The organism is Rathayibacter sp. AY1E8 (genome assembly GCF_002931415.1).
GTDB lineage: Bacteria > Actinomycetota > Actinomycetes > Actinomycetales > Microbacteriaceae > Rathayibacter.
The window spans coordinates 1-23,135 of sequence record NZ_PSVI01000002.1 but is presented as its reverse complement, the minus strand read 5'-3'; the positions used below and the strand labels follow the sequence as shown (position 1 = coordinate 23,135).

The window sequence follows — 23,135 nt, the reverse complement described above, 5'->3', positions numbered from 1 at the left end:
CGCCCGACCGCCCCGCCGCAGCACAGGACCGGCCGGTACTGTGGATCCACCCGGCTCCGGCCGGAGAGACCCTGTCCACCGAGCGAAGCGGAACCATCGTGACGAATCGCGGCCCCAACCTCGACCCCTGGTACAACTCCTACGCGGAGCGCACGGCCGGTCTGGCCGCCAGCGAGGTCCGAGCCCTGTTCGCCGTCGCGTCACGCCCCGAAGTGGTCTCGCTCGCCGGCGGCATGCCGTTCGTGTCCGCGCTCCCCCAGGACCTGGTGACCGGCGCCATCGACACCGTGATGCGGGAGCAGGGACCCGTCGCGCTGCAGTACGGGTCGGGGCAGGGCGTCCCCGTCCTGCGCGAGCAGATCCTCGACGTCATGGCTCTTGAGGGCATCTCCGCCAGCGCGGACGACATCGTGGTCACCACGGGCTCTCAGCACGCCCTGGAGCTCGTCTCGAAGCTGTTCCTGGACCCGGGGGATGTCGTCCTCTCCGAGGGCCCCAGCTACGTCACGGCGATGGTCATCTTCCGGTCGTACCAGGCCGACGTCGAGCACGTCCCCATGGACGAGCACGGGCTCATCCCCGCGGCCCTCCGCGAGCACATCGCCCGCGTGCGCGCCGCCGGGAAGACGATCAAGTTCCTGTACACGATCCCCACCTTCCACAACCCCGCAGGCGTGACCCTCAGCTGGGAGCGCCGCGTCGAGATCCTCGAGATCTGCAAGTCCGAGGGAATCCTCGTGCTCGAGGACAACCCCTACGGCCTCCTCTACTTCGAGGATGTCCCGCCGAAGGCGATGCGCTCGCTGGAGGAGGACGGGGTGATCTACCTCGGGACGTTCTCGAAGACGCTCGCTCCCGGCTTCCGGGTGGGCTGGGCTCTCGCTCCGCACGCGATCCGCGAGCGGCTGATCCTCGCCAACGAGGCGGCCGTCCTCAGTCCGTCGTCCTTCAGCCAGCTGGTCATCTCGAAGTACCTCGAGACGGCCGACTGGCGCGGACAGATCGACACCTTCCGCGGCGTCTATCGCGAGCGGAAGGAAGCGATGCTGAAGGGCCTGCAGACCCATCTGCCCGGCCTCAGCTGGACGAACCCGAACGGCGGCTTCTACGTCTGGGTCACGCTGCCCGAGGAGCTCGACTCCAAGGCGATGCTGCCGCGCGCAGTGAAGGAGCTCGTCGCGTACACGCCGGGCACTGCGTTCTACGGTAACGGAGACGGACGTCAGAACATCCGCCTCTCGTTCTGCTACCCGACGCCGGAGCGCATCGGTGACGGCATCCGCCGCCTCGCCACGGTCATCAACGGGGAGCTCGATCTGCTGTCGACCTTCGCGGGCACGGGCCGGCTGAGCAGCGCCGACGCGAGCAAGCGTGACGCCGTCCTGCCGCCGAACGTCTCCTGACACCGCTCCTTCGATAAGAAAGCCCTGGTCATGACCGATTTCTCTGTGCTCGACCGTACACTCGACATCGTCGTCATCAGCGGTGGCATCAGCCACGAGCGCGACGTCTCCTTGCGGTCGGGCCGTCGCGTGGCGGATCGTCTCTCCGCGATGGGCCACCGCGTCTCCCTGCACGAACCGGACGCCGGCCTCCTCTCGACGCTCCTGCAGAAGCGTCCGGACGTCGTCTGGCCCGCGGTGCACGGGGCGAGCGGTGAGGACGGTGCGCTCCTCGGGCTCCTCGAGGCGGCTGGCTTCGCCTACGTCGGCTCGCAGACGGACGCGGCGCGCCTGGCCTGGTTCAAGCCGACCGCGAAGACGCTCGTCGTTCGCGCGGGCTTCTCGACCCCGCGCTCCGTCACCCTCCCCCGCGAGACCTTCCGCGAGCTCGGAGCCGGCGGGATTCTGGAGCAGGTCGAGGCGCACCTGCCGGGCTCCCTCGTGGTGAAGCCCGCTCAGGGCGGTTCGGCCCAGGGCGTCAGCATCGTGACGGAGTCGTCGCAGCTCCCGCGAGCGATGGTCGAGGCGTACACCTACGGCGACGTCGTGCTCATCGAACAGCAGATCCAGGGAACCGAGGTCTCCGTCGGTGTTCTCGACCTCGGTGACGGACCTTTCGCGCTGCCGCCCGTAGAGATCGCACCCGTCGCGGGCCAGTACACCTTCGAAGCGCGCTACAACGCGGGGGAGACGCACTTCTACACGCCGGCCCGGATCTCGCCGGAGATCACGGAGGAAGTGTCCCGCGTGGCCGTCGCGATCCACGAGCTGCTGGGGCTCCGCCACCTGTCGCGACTCGACTTCATCATCGACGAGGCCGGACTCCCCTGGTTCTTCGACGCGAACGTCCTTCCCGGAATGACCGAGACCTCACTCGTTCCCCAGGCCATTGAGGCATCCGGCCGCTACCTCGGCGACGTCTACTCCACCCTCGCGAAGCTCGCAGCCTCCTGACTCCATACCGTTTCACGTGAAACGGTCCGCTGCGCGTACGCTCCTGGTCGCGAGGCTGCGGCGTTGTGAACAAGTGCGCGAAACCATGCCAGACGAGTAGCCGGATCGCGGTATATCGAGACCCGCGATCGCCCCCTTCTCCTATGACATGGGTCGAGTAGCCGCCCAACAGCGTGTCTTGGTCTTCATCAGCAGACCAGCAGTGCCTACTCCGGGGAAGAACCCGAGGCCGCGTCTCGACTCCGACAACGTCAGACACCCATCGCCGCGCCGGTCGAGTATCCGTAGATCGGCGTGGCGAGGCCCCCCTCGTCGCGCTGAACCCACCAGGAATCGACCCGGCCCAAGGGCTTCGATCGGCACCGGGTCCTCGTAGTCATGCTGGTCGAGGAACCGCATTGCTGCGTATCGAGAACCGGAGACCCTCGGTGGGTACCAGGTGAGGCATTGCCTGGAGCAAGATATCCACACCGATCGTTTCGCTATATCCGCAGACATACCGGCGAAGAGCAGTAGTGCGTCGAATCGAGGCTCACCACAATCGCCACCCGCGCCATCTTTAGGAAACGACTTGTTCTATCGACGCTGATCGACGCCAGCACCCTTCGCCATGCTGGTCGAGTAGCCACAACGCGACGTATAGAGATCCACGGGCCGAAGGGACCCCTTTAGCTTGGTTCTCCGACCTCAACTTCGCCTCGGGGGGGGGTGGTGTCTCTATTCCCCTGCTCAGGCGAGCAATCTCTTTCGAGCACTGCGATCGAAGTCGGTCCCACGATGATCCGCATGGGCGTCCAATGTTCTCGGCAGGGGCGTTTCACGTGAAACGCTTCCGCCGCCGTTGAGCAACTTCGATCCGAAATGTTGCGCCCGTTGGAGCGAGTCGAGCCGACGAGGGCCTCCCCTCCTACCTGACAAGCTCGTAGCTCTTCAATGGCTAGGCCGCCCTAGAGCGGACCGTTTCACGTGAAACGGTCCTTCCATCGTCTCTTTCAGTGCTCTCTGGGGGCGACCGCCGACGGAGTCCTCCGTCAAACCTCGGCGAACCCAGTCATCACATCTGCATCGATCCGTGAAAACGACGCAATACTGCAATTCGTCTAAGGTTGCCCCCCCGCCGGCCAATTTCTGGAGGCCGAGGAAGCACTCCTCACCGGCTACTTGCGATGCACGGACAGCCGAGGTGATCCTCATCTCGGCGGCCGACGTAGGAATGTTTCACGTGAAACATTGCGCACGCGAATATCGGCGACCATGACGTCGCCCTGGGCAGCGGAGAGCGCCACCGAGTACGACCCGCCCAGGCACCCGTCCTGCGCCCGCCAGCGAGTCACCGAAAGCGACATGAACTCCGGAGGTCAACGAGGTCTGAACTCAGCCAACCCTAGATCCGGCGCTCCACGCCTACTCAACCGCCATATAGGCGCATCGTGAGCAGCTCTATCCAGAGATCAATGCACCAGATACCCGGCGATCGTCACCGATCGGCAATACCAGCCGTATTCTCGACCAGGACCGGAGTAAGCAGCGCCCCGCAGAACCCGGAACCACTTCATCGGACTGTACCGGTCAGAAGGGCCTATCAATCCGAGAGAGGACGACAACCGAGAATCCTCAGCTCACAAGGCATCTCGAAGATCGCCCCAAGCGTGCTCATCTGCGATCGCGGTGCCGACGACGGGAGCGGATACCGCCACATCGGCGATTGCGGCCAAGAACACAGCGCGAGGCCGCGCACGCCAGCCGCACGGCGAATCAGTGGCGGCCACTAGGCCGACCCTCTACGGAGCGAGCGACACCTCAGTCGGCTCCCCGAGCTCGGCGAGGATGCGGTTCAAGTCCTGGATGGTGGCGAAGTCGATGACCATCTGGCCCTTACGTGCGCCCAGGGTGACCTTGACGCGCGTGTTCAACCGGTCGCCGAGGTGATCCGCGATCGACGAGAGGTGTCCGGAGTGCCCGCCCTGCTCCTCCACCACGGGACGCGTGGTCGTCCGCGGCGCCTTCATCTGCGCCGCGGCGGCCTCGGCGGCGCGGACGGACAGGTCCTCGTTGACGATCTTGTCGGCCAGGCGGCGCATCATCTCGACGTCGTCGAGGGACAGAACCGCACGCGCGTGTCCTGCGGTCAGGACGCCGGCAGCGACGCGGGCCTGCACATCGGCCGGGAGCCGCAGGAGACGGAGCGTGTTCGAGATCTGCGGCCGCGAACGTCCGAGCCGCGTCGCCAGGGCCTCCTGGGTGATCCCGAAGTCGCTGAGGAGCTGCTGGTAGGCGGACGCCTCCTCGAGCGGGTTGAGGTCGGCGCGGTGCAGGTTCTCCAGCAGCGCGTCGCGGAGCATGTTCTCGTCGGCCGTGTCCTTGACGACCGCGGGGATGGTGGTCAGTCCCGCGGCCTTCGAGGCGCGGAACCGGCGCTCACCCATGACGAGCTCGTACTTCGCTCCGCCGCGAGCCGTCACGGGCCGGACGACGATCGGCTGCAGCACTCCGAACTCGCGGATGCTGTGGACGAGCTCCGCGAGGTCGTCCTCGTCGAACACCGACCGCGGCTGCGCCGTGTTGGGGGTGATGTCGGCGAGGGGGAGTCGCGCCAAGCGCGCTCCGGGGACCTCGAGGAGCTCCTCGGCACGGGCCGAATCGCCGACCTGATCAGGGAAGAAGACGTCGACAGGCCGGGAGCGCGACTCGTCGCTGGTCGGGATGAGCGAGCCGATCCCCCGGCCGAGTCCCGTGCGCTTGGTCGCCATCAGCGTGCCTCTCCTTTGTGTGCCGTCTCGGGTGTCTTCCGAGCTCCGCGTCGTGCGATCTCTGCGGCCGCCTCCAGATACGCCAGCGAACCGGACGACTGCGGGTCGTAGCTGATCACGCTCTGTCCGTAGCTCGGCGCCTCCGAGATCCTCACGTTGCGCGGGATCACCGCGCGCAGCACCTCCTTCGGGAAGTGCTCTCGGACATCCGCTGCCACCTGCTGGGAGAGGTTCGTGCGGCCGTCGTACATCGTCAGGAGGATCGTCGAGACACCGAGGTTCGGATTGAGGTGCCGCTCGATCAAGTCGATGTTCTTGAGCAGCTGGCTGAGCCCCTCGAGCGCGTAGTACTCGCACTGGATCGGGATGAGCACCTCGCGAGCGGCGACGAACGCGTTGATGGTCAGCAGACCGAGCGACGGCGGGCAGTCGATGAAGACGTAGTCGAACGGCTCGTCCATGGTGTCGAGCATGCGGTCGAGCGCACGGCGGAGACGCTGCTCGCGTGCGACGAGCGAGACCAGCTCGATCTCGGCGCCGGCCAGGTGGATGGTCGCCGGCACACCGTAGAGCGAGGCGAACTCCGGGCTCTTCTGCACGACGTCCGCGAGGGGAGTGTCGTTGACGATCACGTCGTACACGCTGGCCGTCTCGGCGCGGTGCTCGATGCCCAGGGCCGTCGACGCGTTGCCCTGCGGATCGAGGTCGATGACGAGCACCTTCGCCTCACCGCGGGCGAGCCCGGCGGCGAGGTTGACGGTCGTCGTCGTCTTGCCGACGCCGCCCTTCTGGTTCGAGATCGTGATGACGCGCGTCGACTCGGGCTTGGGCAGCGGCTGGGCGTTCAGCAGTGCGCGCCGACGGGTCATGTCCGCGATCTCCCGGGCCAGGGGAGTCGAGGAATCGAAGCCTCCGGTCAGACCGGCGGAATCGGTTTGTTTCACGTGAAACCTTCGCTCAGCGAGTGGGACGGACATCAGCACCGAGGAGTCGACGGACGAGGAGTCGGGGGCTCACTGCGGCGTCGTGGCGATCATCCCACTGTAGCCCGGACGACCCTCGTCACCTCGGAGAGCACGCCGTCGCCGAGCACGACGACCTCGGGCGGGGAGAGCCGGAAACGACGGATCTGCTTGGCCGCCGCCTCGATCTCCTTCTCGGCGTTGATGCCCTTCAGCAGGACCAGCTCGCCTCCGGGCCGCAGCAGCGGCGCGGTCAGCGGGATCAGCTTCGAGAGGGCGCTGACCGCCCGAGCGGTCACCTGGTCGAGAGGCCCCGGGAGCTGCACCTCTTCGGCACGGGCGCGAAGCACTGAGATATTCTCGAGTCCGAGTCCGTCCACCTGCTCCTGAAGCCAGACGACGCGACGCTCCATCGGCTCGATGAGCACGAAGCGGACGTCCGGCCGCACGATGGCCAGGACGAGCCCGGGAAGGCCCGCGCCACTGCCGACATCACCGACCAGTCCCGGACGCAGGAGAGGGGCCACCAGGGCGCTGTTGAGCACGTGCCGCGTCCAGAGCCGGGGGAGCTCCAACGGCCCGATCAGGCCGCGCTCCTCGCCCTGGTCGGCGAGAGCCTCCGTGAAGCGCCGCAGAACGGGCAGGCGGTCGCCGGCGATCGCCGCAGCGGCTGCAGGCTCGGCCTCGAGGGTCGACTCCACGCCGCTCAGCCGCGGGTGATGACGGTGTGGCGCTCGCGCGCCTCGCCGCGCGACTCCGACACGAAGCCGCGCTCGCCCACCATGTCGTGGACCAGCTTGCGCTCGTACGACGACATGGGCGGGAGCGAGGCCGACGTGGCGCCGCCCTCGATCCGCTCGATCGCGCGGTCGACCAGCTGGGCCAGCTCCGCCTCGCGGGCGTCGCGGGAGCCGCCGATGTCGAGGATGAGGCGGGAGAACGCGCCGGTCTTCGTCTGGACCGCCAGGCGCGTCAGCTCCTGCAGCGCCTGGACGGCGTCGGGGCGGGAGAGCACCCGGAGGTTCGTGTCGCCGGAGGCGGTGACCGAGAGGTAGGCGCGGCCGTTGCGGACCTCGATGTCGATGTCGCCGTCGAGGTCGCAGATGTCGAGGAACTCCTCGATGTAGTCGGCGGCGACGTCGCCCTCGTCCTCGAGCTGCGAGAGCGTGGACTCGGGCGCCTCGTCGACGGCGGACGCGTCCACGTCCGCGGTTGCGGACGCGTCGTCGGTGATGGTCTGCATCGGATCGGTCATGGCGGCTCTACTTCTTTCCGGCTTGCTTCTTGGAGCGGTTCTTGCTCACGGGCTGCGTGCGCTGCACGGCCTTCTTCTCGACGAGGGTGACGTCGCCGGCGGCCGTGGTCTCCTCGACCAGCTTGCCCTTGCGGCGCAGGCGCTCCTCGCGGGCCTTGGCGGCCTCGCTGCCCGGGGTCGGCATGTTCCGGATGACGATGAACTGCTGGATCATCGTCCAGATGTTCGAGGTCAGCCAGTAGAACATCACGCCGAGGGGGAAGGCGAAGCCCGAGAAGGCGAAGACGAGGGGGAGGATGTAGAGCAGGATCCGCTGCTGCTTGAACGTCGGCGAGGCCTTCGCCTCGGGCGACATGTTCTTCGAGACGATCTGCAGCTGCGTGATGAACTGCGACGCGGTCATCAGGACGACCATGATCACCGCGATGATGATGACCGGCTCCTGGCCGCCCTCGGCGAGTGCGCCCTGGATCGACTGGTGCAGCGGTGCGACGCCGAAGAGGTTCGCCTCGCCGAACTGGCGGGCGAGCGTCTCGTCGAGCGGGCCCACGCCCTTCTGGCTGTGCTGCGCCGCGTTCAGCACCGAGAACAGGCTGAAGAAGATCGGCATGTGGATCAGGAGGGGCAGGCAGGAGGCGAGCGGGGTGGTGCCCGTCTTCTTGTATAGCTCCATGTTCTCGCGGGACATCGCCTCGCGGGACAGCTGGTCGCGCTTGCCCTTGTACTTGTCCTGGATCTTCTTGAGCTGGGGCGCGACCTCGAGCATCCGGCGCTGGCTCTTGATCTGCTTGACGAAGATCGGGATGAGCGCGGCGCGGATGACGATGACCAGGCCGACGATCGAGAGGACCCAGGTGATTCCTGCGGCCGCCTCCATGCCGGTGAAGGTCAGCAGCTGGTGGAAGGCGACGAGGAGCAGCTCGACCACCCACTTGAGGGGCCAGAGGATCGTGCCGAGGAGGTCCATGGAGTGGGGTCAGTCCTTTCGAGGGCCCACGACGAACCCGGCTCGCGTCACGGCGAAGCGGGTCCGGCCGGAAGCCGGTCGGTGCAGGGGGATCGAGGTCGGGACGTCGTCGATGCCGCCGGCCGCCCACGGGTGGCAGCGGAGCAGACGGCGGGCCGCGAGGACGGAGCCGAGGACGAGCCCGTGGAGCTGGACCGCCTGGAGCGCGTACGCGGAGCACGAGGGGTAGTAACGGCAGACGTCCCCGTAGAGAGGGGACACGACCGCCCGGTAGACGATCAGGAGCAGGACGCCGATGTTCCGCGGCAGCAGGAGGATCGCCCACCCGAGCCGGGCGAACGGCGCCTCGCGGAGGGGGAGCACGGCGGTCACGAGGACGCCCCGCTCGTCCGCGCGGCTCGCGCCATCGCGGACCACACCTCGGAGCGCAGCTCCGACCAGGGGGCGTCGGCGCTGCCGGGCAGCGCGCGGACGACGACCTGGGTGCCGGGGTCGATCTCGGGGACGAGCTCGAACGCCACGGCCTTGAGCCGGCGGCGGACGGTGTTGCGCGTCACCGCGGTGCCGACCGTCTTGGCGACGATGAACCCGAACCGCGCCGGATCGCCCGCGGAGGACCGGCGGACATACGTGACGGTGTGCGGTCCTGTGGACCGCACACCGCGACGGACGACTGTCCGGTACTCGCCTCCGTGGACGATGCGATTGGCTCTGGCCAGCACCGCTGGTCGGTACCGCTCGCTGCTAGGCGGAGAGCTCGGTGCGCCCCTTGGCGCGGCGCGCGCTGAGGATGCCGCGGCGGCACGGGTGCGCATGCGCAGACGGAAGCCGTGCACCTTGGCGCGACGACGGTTGTTCGGCTGGAAGGTTCGCTTGCTCATAATCAGATCTCCACGTACGTGTTCCGCGGCGCGAACCGGCACCACCCGCTCGGGCGGAGACTCGGATCCTCCGGGAAGAAGGGGTGCCCGGCTGCGGAATCCGCTCGGCCTGCGAGGGCCGCACGGACGACACCGGGCAGGCGTCAACTGATTTAAACTACGGCCTGTTCCGTCACCGGTCAAATGTGGACGGCGCGAAACCTCGATCATGCACACGGGACACGGGGTTCCGCGCATTGACACGCGGGTGTCGCTGTGGTGGATTTGTCTCCCGTCGGCTCCGTTCGTTACGGTGTTGAGCCGCAGTTATCCACAGGTGGGATCCGCGTCCTCCCGCGCCCGCACAGGCATCGCTCGAGGCCGGTGGACAACCCTGTGGAGAGAGCGGCACTCGAGACCCGGCTCCGCGCCCGGTCCGCGACGCCCCTGCAGCGGGCGGCGACGGGGCCGGCGGAGACGGCGATCCCGCAGCGACTTCACAGCGACAGCACCCAGGACCGGAGACAGATGGCAGACGACACGTCGATGGTCGACGCGTGGAACGTGATCCTCGGCGCACTGTCCCAGGACGAGCGGATCACCGCTCCCCTCTACGGGTTCGTCTCGCTCGTGGAGCCCAAGGGCATCATGGCGGGCACCTTCTACCTGGAGGTCCCGAACGAGTTCACCCGCGGGATGCTCGAGCAGCGCGTGCGCGTGCCCCTGCTCAGCGCGATCGGGACACTCGACGACTCCTTCGGCGTCACGACGTTCGCCTTCGTGGTGAACCCCGACATCGAGCACGAGCCCCTCAGCTCCCCGTCGTCGCAGGAGTCGATGAACCCGTTCGAGCCGATCACCGCCTCCTCGGCGACGGTCGCGCCGACCCGCGGGGTCGAGGAGCTGCGGACCGTGCCGGCGACCGACACCCGGCTGAACCCGAAGTACAGCTTCGACAACTTCGTCATCGGAGGCTCCAACCGGTTCGCGCACGCCGCGGCCGTCGCCGTCGCCGAGGCTCCCGCCAAGGCCTACAACCCGCTCTTCGTCTACGGCGACTCCGGGCTCGGCAAGACGCACCTCCTCCACGCCATCGGCCACTACGCGATGAGCCTCTACCCGGGGATCCGCGTGCGGTACGTCTCGAGCGAGGAGTTCACGAACGACTTCATCAACTCGATCGCGAACAACCGGGGCAACGCCTTCCACGGTCGCTACCGCAACGTCGACATCCTCCTGATCGACGACATCCAGTTCCTGCAGGGGAAGGCGGAGACGCAGGAGGCGTTCTTCCACACCTTCAACCAGCTGCACGACCACAACAAGCAGGTCGTGATCACGTCCGATCTGCCGCCGAAGGCCCTGACCGGCTTCGAGGACCGGATGCGCTCGCGCTTCGAGTGGGGCCTCATCACCGATGTGCAGGCTCCCGACCTCGAGACCCGCATCGCGATCCTCCGCAAGAAGGCGGTCAGCGAGAAGCTGCTCGTGCCCGACGACATCCTCGAGTTCATGGCGTCGAAGGTGTCGAGCAACATCCGCGAGCTCGAGGGGACGCTCATCCGCGTCACCGCGTTCGCGAGCCTGAACCGCACGCCGGTCGACATGTCGCTCGTGCAGACCGTGCTGAAGGACCTGATCACGCTCGACGAGGACAACGTCATCTCGCCGGTCGACATCATCAACCACACCGCGGACTACTTCAAGCTCACGGTCGACGACCTCTACGGCTCGTCGCGCTCGCAGGCCGTCGCCACCGCGCGCCAGATCGCCATGTACCTGTGCCGCGAGCTGACGAACCTCTCGCTGCCCAAGATCGGCCAGCTGTTCGGCAACCGCGACCACACCACGGTCATGTACGCGAACAAGAAGATCTCGGAGCTCATGAAGGAGCGCCGCAGCATCTACAACCAGGTCACCGAGCTGACCACCCGCATCAAGACGAACCGCTAGTCGGTAGTCGTACGGTCCCCGGGACCACCTGTCCCGGGTGACGTGTCCGGGGGTCCATCGGCGTCCGTGCGCGGTGGTCGGGTAGTCGCTCCCCTCTCTTCATGTGAGGGGAGGCGACGGGGATCGCGGCGCGAGCAGCAGGGCGTCGGTGTCGGCGCGCGTCGAGATCGGGCGAAGGCGCTGGCGGGGGTCTCGATACGGCTCGCTGGGGCTACTCGACCAGCATGAACCGCACGTGCTCAAGGGGTCCGGGTGAGCGGCTGAGCGGCCGGCGTGCGATCGGACGGTGTCGATCCGCCGAGCGACGGCCAGGAGAGCAGCGCAGGGGAGAGGGAGCGCGCATCGTCTTCCGCGCCGCTCGGACGGCGCGAGCCGCGTTCGACGGTCTCCGTCGTGACCCGGCGACGTCGTCGACGGACTCCTCGACCCACTGCGCGGGCCTCGGACACGCCGCCTCGCGCGCCTCGGAGGGCCGATTTCCACAGTGTGAGGAACCTGTGGATAACTGTGGACAACCGCCTCGGGACTGTGCGCCGGGAGAGCCCGCCTGTGGAGGGCGACCGGTCGGCTCGGATCCCTCCACAGGGCGTCCACGGGCCCGCTCACACTCCCTCCACAGGGGCGGGTCCCTCCGATCCCACCCAGGAGTAAGGGTCCGAAGCGTTTTCCACAGTTTCCACACGTGTTAACACTGTTAACGCAGTTCTCTCTTTAATGAAGCCTCGACCGGCAACCTCTCCACAGCGGCTCGGGAGTGCTCGGCGGTCCACCCCCTTCCGAGCTCGTCGAGCCCGGCGGGTACGATGGGCGACGGTCTTCGTCCGCGACTCGTCAGGGGTGTACTCGTGAGGTTCCAAGCCAACCGCGATGTCTTCAGCGAGGCGGTGTCCTTCGCGGTCAAGCTGCTTCCGCAGCGCACGACCCTGCCGATCCTCTCCGGAGTCCTCATCGAGGCGACCGCCGAGGGTCTGACGCTGTCCTCCTTCGACTACGAGGTGTCCGCGCAGACGCAGATCGCGGCCGACGTGGAGGAGACGGGGACCGTGCTCGTCTCGGGCCGTCTGCTCGCCGACATCGCGAACCGCCTCCCCAACGCTCCCGTGCGCATCGCCACGGAGGAGTCGCGCGTCTCGGTCTCGGCCGGCTCGGCGCACTTCACGCTCCTGCAGATGCCCGTGGAGGAGTACCCGAGCATCCCCGAGATCGATGCCTCCACCGGCCTCGTCCCGGCCCACGCCTTCGCGGCCGCCGTCTCGCCGGTGCCGGTCGCCGCCTCCCGCGACGACGTGACCCCCGTCATCACCGGCGTGCAGCTCGAGATCACCGAGAACACGATCGGCCTCGTCGCGACGGACCGCTACCGCGTCGCCGTCCGCGAGATCGACTGGGACAACGGGGACAACCCCGCGCCCACCCAGCCGCTCACCGCCCTCGTGCCCGCGCGCACGCTGCAGGAGGTCGGCAAGACCTTCGGCCACTCCGGCACCGTCTCCGTCGCGATCACCAACCGCGACGAGCGCGAGCTGATCGCCTTCACCGCGGACCGCAAGACCGTCACGTCGCTGCTGATCAAGGGCAACTTCCCGCCCGTGAAGCGCCTCTTCCCCGCCTCCGTCGAGAACTACGCGGTCATGTCGACCAGCGACCTCATCGAGGCCACCCGCCGCGTCTCGCTCGTGCTCGAGCGCGAGGCGGCCCTCCGCTTCAGCTTCAGCAGCGACGGCCTCACCCTCGAGGCCATCGGCTCGGAGCAGGCGCAGGCGTCCGAGAGCATCGACGCGATCGTGACCGGCGACGACGTGGTCGTCTCGCTCAAGCCGCAGTTCCTGCTCGACGGCCTCGCCGCCGTCCACTCGGAGTTCGTGCGCATCGCGTTCACGAAGACCGAGAACCCCAACAAGCCCGGCCCCGTCCTGATCACCGCGCAGACCTCGCGGGAGCAGCCCGGCAGCGACAGCTACCGCTACCTGCTCCAGCCCAACCTGCTGCTGCGCTGACCACTCCCCGGATCGCAGAGCCGCGACCGCCCCGCTCCCGACGAGCGCCCGCCCGCCGGACAACGAATCCAGGAAGGTTCACCATGCACATCGGACTCGTCGGCCTCGGCAAGATGGGCGACAACATGCGCTCCCGCCTCCGCTCCAAGGGGCTCGAGGTCACCGGCTACGACCGCAATCCCGACGTCTCGGACGCGGCCTCTCTCGACGAGATGATCGCCGCACTCCCCTCGCCCCGCATCGTCTGGGTGATGGTGCCGGCCGGCGAGATCACCGACGCGGTCGTCAAGGACCTGTCGGAGAAGCTCAGCGAGGGCGACCTCGTCATCGACGGCGGCAACTCCCGCTTCACCGAGGACTTCAAGCACGACGCGCTGCTGAAGCCCAAGGGCATCCACTACATCGACGCGGGCGTCTCCGGCGGCGTCTGGGGACTCCAGAACGGCTACGGCCTGATGGTCGGCGGCCCGAAGGAGCTCGTCGAGTACGCCATGCCCGTCTTCGACGCGCTGCGCCCCGAGGGCCCCCGCGAGGAGGGCTTCGTCCACGTCGGCGAGGTCGGCGCCGGCCACTACGCGAAGATGGTCCACAACGGCATCGAGTACGCCCTGATGCAGGCGTTCGCCGAGGGCTACGAGCTGCTCGAGACCCGCAGCGACATCATCAAGGACGTCACCGGCACCTTCAAGGCGTGGCAGCGCGGCACGGTCGTGCGCTCCTGGCTGCTCGAGCTCCTCGTCCGCGCCCTCGAGCAGGACCCGGACTTCAAGAACATCGAGGGCTACGTGCAGGACTCGGGCGAGGGCCGCTGGACCATCGAGGAGGCCATCAACAACGCCGTCCCGGTGCCCACGATCAGCGCCTCGATCTTCGCCCGCTTCGTCTCCCGCCAGGAGGACTCCCCCGCGATGAAGGCCGTCGCAGCGCTCCGCAACCAGTTCGGCGGGCACTCCGTCAAGGCCGTCGACTGAGTGGGCTGGTGAGGACTGCCTCCGGCAGTCCTCACGGCGGTCGGCTTCCGGAGGGGGGCGCGTTCCGCAGGGCCGGTGACGGACGGCGGACTGCGGCCCGCCGCCCCCGTGAGGCAAGGATGCTCTCACGGGGGCGGCGGGCCTCCGGCCGCCTCCACCTTGCTACCGGCGTCGGGCGGCGAGCCTGCGGCCGCCTTCACGGGCGGGGACGGGGCGCCGCCGATCATGCTGGTCGAGTGGCCCCGCGACGGCGCATGGAGACCGGCCCGACGGATGGTCTTGCCAGCATGCTGGTCGAGTAGCCCCGCAGGGCGTGTCGAGATCCGGGACGAACGCCTGGTCGGCAGTGGGACAGCGGGCCGCAGGCGCCGGAGCGGGTGGATCGGCCGATCGGGACGGGCGAGGAGCCCGCAGAGGTGCAGGGAAGGCCCGCGACGACGGGTGGAGGAGAGGAGCGCGACGTGCAGGTGACGCAGCTGGCGCTCAGCGACTTCCGGAACTACGAGTCGGTCGACGTCGAGCTCGTGCCCGGACCGAACCTCTTCGTCGGCCGCAACGGCCAGGGCAAGACGAACCTCGTCGAATCGCTCGGCTACCTCTCCACCCTGGGCTCGCACCGCGTGTCGAGCGACCAGGCGCTCATCCGCGCCGGCCGGGACAGTGCCGTGGTGCGCGCCCGCCTCCGCAACGGCGAGCGCGACCTGCTGGCCGAGGTGCAGATCAACCGCTCCTCCCCCAACCGCGCGCAGATCAACCGCGGCGGGATCAAGCCGCGCGAGCTCCCCCGCTTCTTCTCCAGCGTCCTCTTCGCGCCGGAGGACCTCCTCCTCATCCGCGGCGACCCGTCGGCCCGCCGCCGCTTCCTCGACCAGCTGGTGATCCTCCGCTCCCCGCGGATGAGCGCCGTCCAGGCCGACTACGAGCGGGTGCTGCGCCAGCGCAACTCGCTGCTCAAGTCCGCACGGGCGAGCGGCGTCCGCGACCCCTCGAAGCTCGGGACCCTCGACATCTGGGACGAGCGCCTGATCGCGCTCGGGACCGAGATCATGCAGTCGCGCCTCACCCTGGTGGAGGAGCTGAGCGGACCGGTGCGCGCCGCGTACGAGGCGGTCGCCGGTGCCGACCAGCGTCCGGTGCTCCGCTCCCGCCTGAGCATCGAGGGCGCGGTCGACGACGACGGCGAGCCCGTGGAGCAGCCGGGCGCCGCGTCACCGGCGGCGGGCGAGGGACTGGCGGAGGCGTTCGCGTCCGCGCTGGCCGGGGTGCGACGCCGCGAGCTCGACCGGGGCGTCTCCCTCGTCGGCCCGCACCGCGACGACGTGCAGTTCGAGCTGAACGCGCTGCCGGCCAAGGGCTACGCCAGCCACGGCGAGAGCTGGTCGTTCGCCCTGGCGCTGAAGCTGGGCGCCGCGGAGCTGCTCCGGCGCGACTCCCCCATGGGCGATCCGGTGCTGATGCTCGACGACGTCTTCGCCGAGCTGGACGCGCGCCGGCGCGAGCGCCTCGCCTCGGTGGTCGCCGACTACGAGCAGGTCCTGATCACCGCGGCCGTCTTCGACGACGTCCCGGAGGCGCTGGCCGCGCACACCGTGCGGATCGAGGCCGGCCGGATCGTCGGCACGGGCGCCACCGCCGCGCCGATCGCCGTGCCGGAGCCGATCGCACCCGACTCCGCCTCGTCCGATCCTGTGTCCTCCGACTCCCCTCCTCCCGGTCCCGAGTCCTCCCGCCCCTCTTCTCCCGATCCGGTCTCGTCCGTTTCCCCTTCTCCTGGCGCCGTCTCCTCCGCCGCGGCGTCCTCCGCGGAGCCCGCGTCCCCAGCGCCGGCGTCCACAGATCCCGCGTCCCCGGAGCCGCCCGCCCCGTCGGAGCCGTCCGATGGCTGACTCCCTCCGCCGCGGAGCCCCCGCACCCGACTCCGAGGCCGCCCGCGTCTACCGCCACCTCAAGGAGGTGTTCGGCGCCGACGGCCCGCGCCGCATCCGGAAGACCGTCGAGCGCGCCGAGCCCAAGGGCGACGCGATCCCGTTCGGCAAGGGCCGCGACCCGCACGACCTCGGCGACGTCCTCGACTCCCTCACCGTGAAGCTCGGCTGGACGGCACCGCTGGCGCAGGGCGACCTGATGTCGTCGTGGACGGCGATCGCCGGCGAGGAGACCGCGAAGCACTCGACTCCGGTGGGCGTCGTCGACGGCGTGCTGACGGTCGCGTGCGAGTCCACGGCGTGGTCGACCCAGCTCCGGCTGATGCGGATCGAGATCATGAACCACATCGCGGTGAACTTCCCCGACGCGGGCATCGCGTCGATCCGTTTCCAGGGCCCGGACGTCCCGAACTGGAAAAAGGGTCCCAGGTCGATTCCAGGGCGTGGTCCGCGCGACACCTACGGCTGAGGACGCATTTTCGGTCGACCGCCGATCTTTCGCGCCTCAGATCGCCGTCCAGCGCTTCGGATCGACCCGGCACGCGGTAGAATGGAGGGCCGCCGAACCGCAGTGACGCCGCCGCGCGGGCGATCTCCAGATCACCGTGCGCGTCGCGACGGACCGTCAGAGGAGAACTCCACAGCTATGACTCACGAGCCGAACGACTCCACGTCACCCGCAGCGAACGACCTGGACGCGAACGGCTCAGCAGCCCCCTCCGCTCCGCACGAGAGCATGTCGACCAAGTCGTCCGGTGACTACGGCGCGAACCAGATCCAGGTCCTCGAGGGCCTCGAGGCGGTCCGCAAGCGCCCCGGCATGTACATCGGATCCACGGGTCCGCGCGGTCTGCACCACCTGGTCTACGAGATCGTCGACAACGCCGTCGACGAGGCGCTCGCGGGCTACTGCGACAACATCGAGATCCTGATGCGCGCCGACGGAGGCGTCACCGTCTCCGACAACGGCCGCGGCATCCCGGTCGACATGCACCCGACCGAGGGCATCTCCACGGTCGAGCTGGTCCTCACCGTGCTGCACGCCGGCGGCAAGTTCGGCGGCGGCGGCTACGCGGTCTCCGGCGGCCTGCACGGCGTCGGCTCCTCCGTGGTCAACGCGCTGTCGACGCGACTCGACGTCGAGGTCAAGCGCCAGGGCGCCGTGTACCGGATGAGCTTCACCGACGGAGTGCCGGACGCCCCGCTCGAGAAGGGCGAGGCCAGCGACGAGACCGGCACGACGATCACCTTCTGGCCCAACGCCGGCATCTTCGAGACGGTCGAGTTCGACTACGAGACCCTGCGCGCGCGCTTCCAGCAGATGGCGTTCCTCAACAAGGGCCTGCGCATCGCGCTGACCGACCAGAACGAGGTCGAGTTCGAGGGGGAGGGCGAGAACGAGACCGAGGGCGACCGGACCGACGTCTTCCACTACGAGAAGGGCCTCGTCGACTACGTCGAGTACATCAACTCGCTGAAGAAGTCGGACCTCGTGCACTCCGAGATCATCGACTTCGAGTCCGAGGACACCGAGCGCCGCATCTCGCTCGAGGTCGCGATGCAGTGGACCACGGCCTACACCGAGAGCGTCCACACCTACGCGAACACCATCAACACCCACGAGGGCGGCACCCACGAGGAGGGCTTCCGCGCCGCGCTGACCACGCTGGTCAACCGCTACGCGCGCGCGAACAACCTGCTCAAGGAGAAGGACGAGAACCTCTCGGGCGACGACATCCGCGAGGGCCTCACCGCCGTCGTGTCGATCAAGCTCGGCGAGCCGCAGTTCGAGGGCCAGACCAAGACGAAGCTCGGCAACACCGAGGCGAAGGCGTTCGTGCAGCGCGTGGCCGGCGAGCAGCTGGCCGACTGGTTCGACCGCAACCCGAGCCAGGCCAAGGACATCATCCGCAAGGCGATCCAGGCGGCCTCGGCCCGCATGGCGGCGCGGAAGGCGCGCGAGACCGCCCGCCGCAAGGGCCTGCTCGAGGGCGGCGGCATGCCGGGCAAGCTCAAGGACTGCCAGTCCAAGGACCCGTCGATCTCCGAGATCTTCATCGTCGAGGGCGACTCGGCGGGAGGATCCGCGGTGCAGGGCCGCAACCCCGAGACGCAGGCGATCCTCCCCCTCCGCGGCAAGATCCTCAACGTCGAGAAGGCGCGGCTCGACCGCGCTCTCGGCAACAACGAGGTCCAGGCGATGATCACGGCGTTCGGCGCCGGCATCGGCGAGGACTTCAACCCCGACAAGGCGCGATACCACAAGATCATCCTGATGGCCGACGCCGACGTCGACGGCCAGCACATCACGACGCTGCTGCTGACGCTCCTCTTCCGCTACATGCGCCCGCTGATCGACCTCGGCTACGTGTACCTCGCGCAGCCGCCGCTGTACCGCCTCAAGTGGTCGAACTCCCCGCACGAGTACGTCTACAGCGACCGCGAGCGCGACGCCCTGATCGCGCACGGCTCGGCGACCAACAAGCGCATGCCCAAGGAGAACGGCATCCAGCGCTACAAGGGCCTCGGCGAGATGGACTACAAGGAGCTGTGGGAGACCACGATGGACCCCGCCACGCGGACCCTCCTCCAGGTCACGCTCGACGACGCGGCCGCGGCCGACGAGATCTTCTCCACTCTCATGGGCGAGGACGTCGAGTCCCGCCGTTCCTTCATCCAGAAGAATGCGAAGGACGTGCGCTTCCTCGACATCTAGTGGTCGAGGAAGCGCACGTCCTTCGAAAGACGGCGGCCGGGCGGTCCAGTGGACCGTCCTCGCGACCACCTCGAACACGTGACGGCGGCCCTCGATGGGCCGCATCCTCGACCAGAACACGACAGAGGCCCTCACCGGCCCGCACACCGACGACACACCTGACACCCAGCGCGACCGCCGCCCCCGCTTCTCCGGGGCACGGACCCACCTGAGAGACCAGAGATCATGGCAGAAGAACCCACCACCCCCACCGGCCCGGACGAGAGCGACGACATCGTCACCGAGACCGGTGTGGTGATCCACGGTCACGACAAGATCGAGCCGGTCGACCTGCAGCTCGAGATGCAGCGCTCCTACCTCGACTATGCGATGAGCGTCATCGTCGGGCGAGCCCTGCCGGAGGTGCGCGACGGCCTGAAGCCCGTGCACCGCCGCGTGATCTACGCCATGTACGACGGCGGCTACCGTCCCGACAAGGCGTTCTCGAAGTGCTCGCGCGTCGTCGGCGACGTGATGGGCCAGTTCCACCCGCACGGCGACTCCGCGATCTACGACGCGCTGGTCCGTCTGGTGCAGCCGTGGAGCCTCCGCTACCCGCTCGCGCTCGGGCAGGGCAACTTCGGCTCCCCCGGCAACGACGGCGCGGCCGCCCCCCGGTACACCGAGACCAAGATGGCGCCGCTCGCGCTCGAGATGGTCCGCGACATCGACAAGAACACCGTCGACTTCCAGGACAACTACGACGGTCGGACGCGCGAGCCGGCGATCCTGCCGGCCCGGTTCCCGAACCTGCTCGTCAACGGCTCCGTCGGCATCGCGGTCGGCATGGCGACCAACATCCCGCCGCACAACCTGCGCGAGGTCGCCGCTGGCGCGAAGTGGGCGCTCGAGAACCCGGACGCGACGCGCGAGGAGCTCCTCGAGGCGCTGCTGCAGCGGATCAAGGGACCCGACTTCCCCACCGGTGCGCAGATCCTCGGCGTCCGCGGCATCCAGGACGCGTACCGCACCGGCCGCGGCTCGATCACGATGCGCGCCGTCGTCTCCATCGAGGAGATCCAGGGCCGCACCTGCCTCGTCGTCACCGAGCTGCCGTACCAGGTGAACCCGGACAACCTGGCGATCAAGATCGCCGAGCTGGTCAAGGACGGGCGCGTCTCGGGCATCGCCGACATCCGCGACGAGACCTCCGGTCGCACCGGCCAGCGCCTCGTCGTCGTCCTCAAGCGCGACGCCGTGGCGAAGGTGGTGCTGAACAACCTCTACAAGCACACGCCGCTTCAGGAGAACTTCGGCGCGAACATGCTCGCGATCGTCGACGGCATCCCGCGCACGCTCTCGCTCGACGGCTTCATCCGCGCCTGGGTCGACCACCAGGTCGAGGTCATCGTGCGCCGCACCCAGTACCTCCTCGACGAGGCGGAGGCGCGGATCCACATCCTGCGCGGCTACCTCAAGGCGCTCGACGCGCTCGACGAGGTCATCGCCCTCATCCGCCGCTCCCCCACCGTGGAGGAGGCGCGCGACGGCCTGATGGAGCTGCTCGACATCGACGAGGTGCAGTCCCGCGCCATCCTCGACATGCAGCTGCGCCGCCTCGCGGCCCTCGAGCGCCAGAAGATCATCGACGAGCACGACCGGATCCAGGCCGAGATCGAGGACTACAAGTCGATCCTCGCGAGCCCCGAGCGCCAGCGCACGATCATCTCGGACGAGCTCGACGAGATCGTCGACCGCTTCGGCGACGACCGCCGCACCGAGATCCTCTTCGGGTTCGACGGCGACATGAGCGTCGAGGACCTGATCCCCGAGGAGGAGATGGTCGTCACCGTCACCCGCGGCGGCTACCTCAAGCGCACCCGGAGCGACTCCTACCGGGCGCAGCACCGCGGCGGCCGCGGCGTGCGCGGCGCGCAGCTGAAGGCCGACGACATCGTCGAGCACTTCTTCGTCACCACCACGCACCACTGGCTGCTGTTCTTCACGAACACCGGTCGCGTGTACCGCGCCAAGACCTACGAGCTGCAGGAGGCCGGCCGCGACGCCAAGGGCCAGCACATCGCGAACCTGCTCGCGCTCGAGCCGGGGGAGCAGATCGCGCAGATCCTCGACATCCGCGACTACGAGGCGGCCCGCTACCTCGTGCTCGCCACGCGCGACGGCCTCGTCAAGAAGACGGCCCTCTCGGAGTACGACACGAACCGCTCCGGCGGCATCATCGCGATCAAGCTGCGCGACGGCGACGAGCTCGTCTCGGCGCTCCTGGTCGAGGAGGACAGCGACGTGCTGCTGGTCTCCCGCAAGGGCATGTCGATCCGCTTCACCGCGTCCGACGAGGCGCTGCGTCCGATGGGCCGCTCCACCTCCGGAGTCCGCGGCATGTCGTTCCGCGGAGAGGACCGCCTCCTCGACGCCAACGTCGTCAGTGACGAGGGCTTCGTGTTCGTGGTCACCGAGGGCGGCTACGCCAAGCGCACCGCGGTCGACCAGTACCGCCTCCAGGGACGCGGCGGGCTGGGCATCAAGGTGGCCAAGCTGGAGGAGAAGCGCGGCGACCTCGTGGGCGCCATCATCACCGGAGAGGACGACGAGGTGCTCGTCGTGCTCGCCAGCGGCAAGGTGGTACGCTCTGCGGTGGCCGAGGTACCGGCCAAGGGTCGCGACACCATGGGAGTCGTCTTCGCACGATTCGCTGAGGACGACCGCATCATCGCACTCGCCAAGAACACCGAACGCAATCTCGACGCCCAGGACGAGGATCCCGACGCCGCGGCGCCGGCCGAGTCCGCTCCGGTGTCGGAGGAGGATGGGTCCGTAGATGAGTAGCACCGTCGCCGAGAAGCTCGCCAGGAAGTCCGCGAAGAGCCCGGCGGCGAAGCAGGTCCGCCTGAAGCTCGTCTACGTCGACTTCTGGTCGGCCGTGAAGCTCTCGTTCCTGCTGGGCCTGACGCTCGCGATCATCACGATCGTCGTCGTCTACCTGGTCTACACGGTCCTGGCCCAGACGGGCGTTTTCGACGAGGTCAACGGCCTCGTGCAGGACATCGCCGGCGCGGAGGCGTTCGACCTCAACACGATCATCTCGCTGCCGCAGGTCATGGGCTTCGCGATCGTCGTCGCGGTGCTGAACACCATCGTCACCACCGCGCTCGGCGCGATCGTGGCGCTGCTGTACAACCTCAGCGTCAAGATCACCGGCGGCCTCCTGGTGGGCTTCACCAACCAGTAGGGCGCACGGTCCGGCCGATTGGGATTCCTGCTCGATGTCGGGTAGAGTCTCCTCTGGCCATTCCGGGGGTATAGCTCAGGCGGTTAGAGCGCTTCACTGATAATGAAGAGGTCCCAGGTTCAAGTCCTGGTACCCCCACCCGGTCCGAACGGCCCGTCACCTCGCGGTGGCGGGCCGTTCGACTCTCGGAGACGGATCGCCCCGTCTCCGGCGCGGGGCCTTAGCTCAGTTGGTAGAGCGCCTGCTTTGCAAGCAGGATGTCAGGAGTTCGAATCTCCTAGGCTCCACACTTCCTCCCCTCTCGCGGGTGCTTCCCCTTCGCCGGCCCTTCTGGTCCACCGGCCCACGGCACTCCGGGTCCTCCGCCGTCGCGGGGTCACCGTGTCGAGGTCTTCGGCGGCCTCTCCTGTCGCCGACCGTGCCGTCGTGCGATCGAGGTCGCCGCTCGGACGGCCGAGCCGCCCGCTCAGCGGTCCACGCAGGCGAGGCCGAGGAACTGCTGGACCGAGAGGGTCTCGGACGTGCCGTCGCGGATGTCGCCGACGATGATCTCGCCGACGGAGAGCGTGTCGAACTGCTCGGCCGTGAAGACGACCGGGCGGGCGAGCACGGAGCGGTCGGTCGCGTAGGCGCCCAGCGCGAGGTCGACGCCGAGCGGGAACCGCTCGATCACCGTGTCGGCCGGCCAGACCGTGGATCCGGAGAGGTCGGTCGCGCCCAGCTGCGTGACCGGTGACGGGGAGACCCAGCGGGTGACCCTCCGCAGCCCGTCGCCGATGGTCAGGGGGGCGGAGTCGGAGGCGGCGAGGTCGAGGCCGTCGACGGATCCCGAGCACACGACGACGACGCCGAGGACCTCGCCGCGCTCGCCGCCCCGTCCGAGCCCGACCGCGGCCGTGGTCACCGGCTCCTCGGAGGCGCATCCCGAGAGCGCGAGGGCGCCGAGCAGAACGACGGTGCTCGCGAGCGCGGCGCGACGGTGCATGGGTCCTCCCGCGGCCACCCTACGCGGGCAGGGCGAGTGCCAGAGCGGCGAGAGCCTGCGGGAGGGAGGGGGCGCCCTCCGCCCGGAAGACCACCTCTCCGGCCGTGTCTCGCACGACGACCGTGGGCGTCGAGCGGATGCCGGCGGCCTCGGCCTCGACGGGGTGGAA

17 protein-coding genes, 2 tRNA genes and 2 pseudogenes are annotated in these 23,135 nt (G+C 68.6%); 12 read left to right on the top strand and 9 right to left on the bottom strand.

Annotated elements, in window-relative coordinates; genetic code table 11:
* Positions 1 to 98: 98 nt before the first annotated feature.
* The gene (locus tag C5C74_RS00975; RefSeq protein WP_104350817.1) at positions 99 to 1,403 is read left to right on the top strand and encodes a PLP-dependent aminotransferase family protein; all 1,305 of its coding nucleotides are present in this window, start codon (positions 99 to 101) and stop codon (positions 1,401 to 1,403) included.
* Between the two features lie 30 nt (positions 1,404 to 1,433).
* Complete coding sequence (locus C5C74_RS00970; protein ID WP_104222685.1) at positions 1,434 to 2,396, top strand: ATP-grasp domain-containing protein; 963 nt, start codon at positions 1,434 to 1,436, stop codon at positions 2,394 to 2,396.
* 1,781 nt (positions 2,397 to 4,177) lie between these two features.
* On the opposite strand, the gene C5C74_RS00965 is transcribed toward C5C74_RS00970, so the two are convergent.
* The 8 genes and pseudogenes from C5C74_RS00965 to rpmH all read right to left on the bottom strand — a co-directional run bounded on the left by C5C74_RS00965 (position 4,178) and on the right by rpmH (position 9,211).
* On the bottom strand, positions 4,178 to 5,146 hold the full coding sequence (locus tag C5C74_RS00965) for a ParB/RepB/Spo0J family partition protein (protein WP_104350816.1): 969 nt from the start codon (positions 5,144 to 5,146) through the stop codon (positions 4,178 to 4,180).
* A complete protein-coding gene (locus C5C74_RS00960; RefSeq protein WP_258064073.1) occupies positions 5,146 to 6,015 on the bottom strand; it encodes a ParA family protein in 870 nt (289 codons plus the stop codon). Before C5C74_RS00960 ends, C5C74_RS00965 begins: the two co-directional genes overlap by 1 nt.
* A gap of 164 nt (positions 6,016 to 6,179) precedes the next feature.
* Positions 6,180 to 6,809: a 16S rRNA (guanine(527)-N(7))-methyltransferase RsmG gene (gene rsmG / locus C5C74_RS00955; RefSeq protein ID WP_104350815.1), complete on the bottom strand. Its 630-nt coding sequence runs from the start codon at positions 6,807 to 6,809 to the stop codon at positions 6,180 to 6,182.
* 5 nt (positions 6,810 to 6,814) lie between these two features.
* Positions 6,815 to 7,363, bottom strand: a complete 549-nt coding sequence (locus tag C5C74_RS00950; protein WP_258064068.1) for a R3H domain-containing nucleic acid-binding protein — start codon at positions 7,361 to 7,363, stop codon at positions 6,815 to 6,817.
* A gap of 7 nt (positions 7,364 to 7,370) precedes the next feature.
* Positions 7,371 to 8,330, bottom strand: a complete 960-nt coding sequence (gene yidC, locus C5C74_RS00945) for a membrane protein insertase YidC (RefSeq protein WP_104350814.1) — start codon at positions 8,328 to 8,330, stop codon at positions 7,371 to 7,373.
* Positions 8,331 to 8,339: 9 nt separating this feature from the next.
* Positions 8,340 to 8,693: a membrane protein insertion efficiency factor YidD gene (gene yidD / locus C5C74_RS00940; protein ID WP_258064072.1), complete on the bottom strand. Its 354-nt coding sequence runs from the start codon at positions 8,691 to 8,693 to the stop codon at positions 8,340 to 8,342.
* Between the two features lie 5 nt (positions 8,694 to 8,698).
* Entirely contained in the window at positions 8,699 to 9,052 is a 354-nt protein-coding gene (gene rnpA / locus C5C74_RS16995) for a ribonuclease P protein component (RefSeq protein WP_104350854.1), read from the bottom strand.
* Between the two features lie 22 nt (positions 9,053 to 9,074).
* Positions 9,075 to 9,211, bottom strand: a pseudogene (rpmH, locus tag C5C74_RS16990) (50S ribosomal protein L34).
* A 507-nt stretch (positions 9,212 to 9,718) separates the two neighbouring features.
* Between rpmH and dnaA the strand changes: the two are divergent.
* From dnaA to C5C74_RS00885, 10 genes and pseudogenes are all read left to right on the top strand, one after another.
* Positions 9,719 to 11,143, top strand: coding sequence for a chromosomal replication initiator protein DnaA (gene dnaA, locus C5C74_RS00930; RefSeq protein WP_104225789.1), 1,425 nt, complete (start codon positions 9,719 to 9,721; stop codon positions 11,141 to 11,143).
* Positions 11,144 to 11,988: 845 nt separating this feature from the next.
* Positions 11,989 to 13,140 (top strand): DNA polymerase III subunit beta, encoded by a 1,152-nt coding sequence (gene dnaN, locus C5C74_RS00925; protein ID WP_104350812.1) that lies wholly within the window; start codon positions 11,989 to 11,991, stop codon positions 13,138 to 13,140.
* 83 nt (positions 13,141 to 13,223) lie between these two features.
* Entirely contained in the window at positions 13,224 to 14,111 is an 888-nt protein-coding gene (gene gnd / locus C5C74_RS00920) for a phosphogluconate dehydrogenase (NAD(+)-dependent, decarboxylating) (protein ID WP_104222677.1), read from the top strand.
* A 461-nt stretch (positions 14,112 to 14,572) separates the two neighbouring features.
* Positions 14,573 to 15,727: pseudogene (recF, locus tag C5C74_RS00915) on the top strand (DNA replication/repair protein RecF); the annotation flags it as partial.
* 262 nt (positions 15,728 to 15,989) lie between these two features.
* Entirely contained in the window at positions 15,990 to 16,505 is a 516-nt protein-coding gene (locus C5C74_RS00910; protein WP_104350811.1) for a DUF721 domain-containing protein, read from the top strand.
* A gap of 267 nt (positions 16,506 to 16,772) precedes the next feature.
* A complete protein-coding gene (gene gyrB / locus C5C74_RS00905; protein WP_208543372.1) occupies positions 16,773 to 18,752 on the top strand; it encodes a DNA topoisomerase (ATP-hydrolyzing) subunit B in 1,980 nt (659 codons plus the stop codon).
* 225 nt (positions 18,753 to 18,977) lie between these two features.
* On the top strand, positions 18,978 to 21,578 hold the full coding sequence (gene gyrA / locus C5C74_RS00900) for a DNA gyrase subunit A (protein WP_104222674.1): 2,601 nt from the start codon (positions 18,978 to 18,980) through the stop codon (positions 21,576 to 21,578).
* The gene (locus tag C5C74_RS00895) at positions 21,571 to 21,981 is read left to right on the top strand and encodes a DUF3566 domain-containing protein (protein WP_104222673.1); all 411 of its coding nucleotides are present in this window, start codon (positions 21,571 to 21,573) and stop codon (positions 21,979 to 21,981) included. Before gyrA ends, C5C74_RS00895 begins: the two co-directional genes overlap by 8 nt.
* 64 nt (positions 21,982 to 22,045) lie before the next feature.
* Positions 22,046 to 22,119 (top strand) — tRNA-Ile (locus C5C74_RS00890).
* Positions 22,120 to 22,195: 76 nt separating this feature from the next.
* Positions 22,196 to 22,268, top strand: a tRNA-Ala gene (locus tag C5C74_RS00885).
* A 179-nt stretch (positions 22,269 to 22,447) separates the two neighbouring features.
* On the opposite strand, the gene C5C74_RS00880 is transcribed toward C5C74_RS00885, so the two are convergent.
* Positions 22,448 to 22,966 (bottom strand): hypothetical protein, encoded by a 519-nt coding sequence (locus C5C74_RS00880; protein WP_104222672.1) that lies wholly within the window; start codon positions 22,964 to 22,966, stop codon positions 22,448 to 22,450.
* Positions 22,967 to 23,135: the final 169 nt, after the last annotated feature.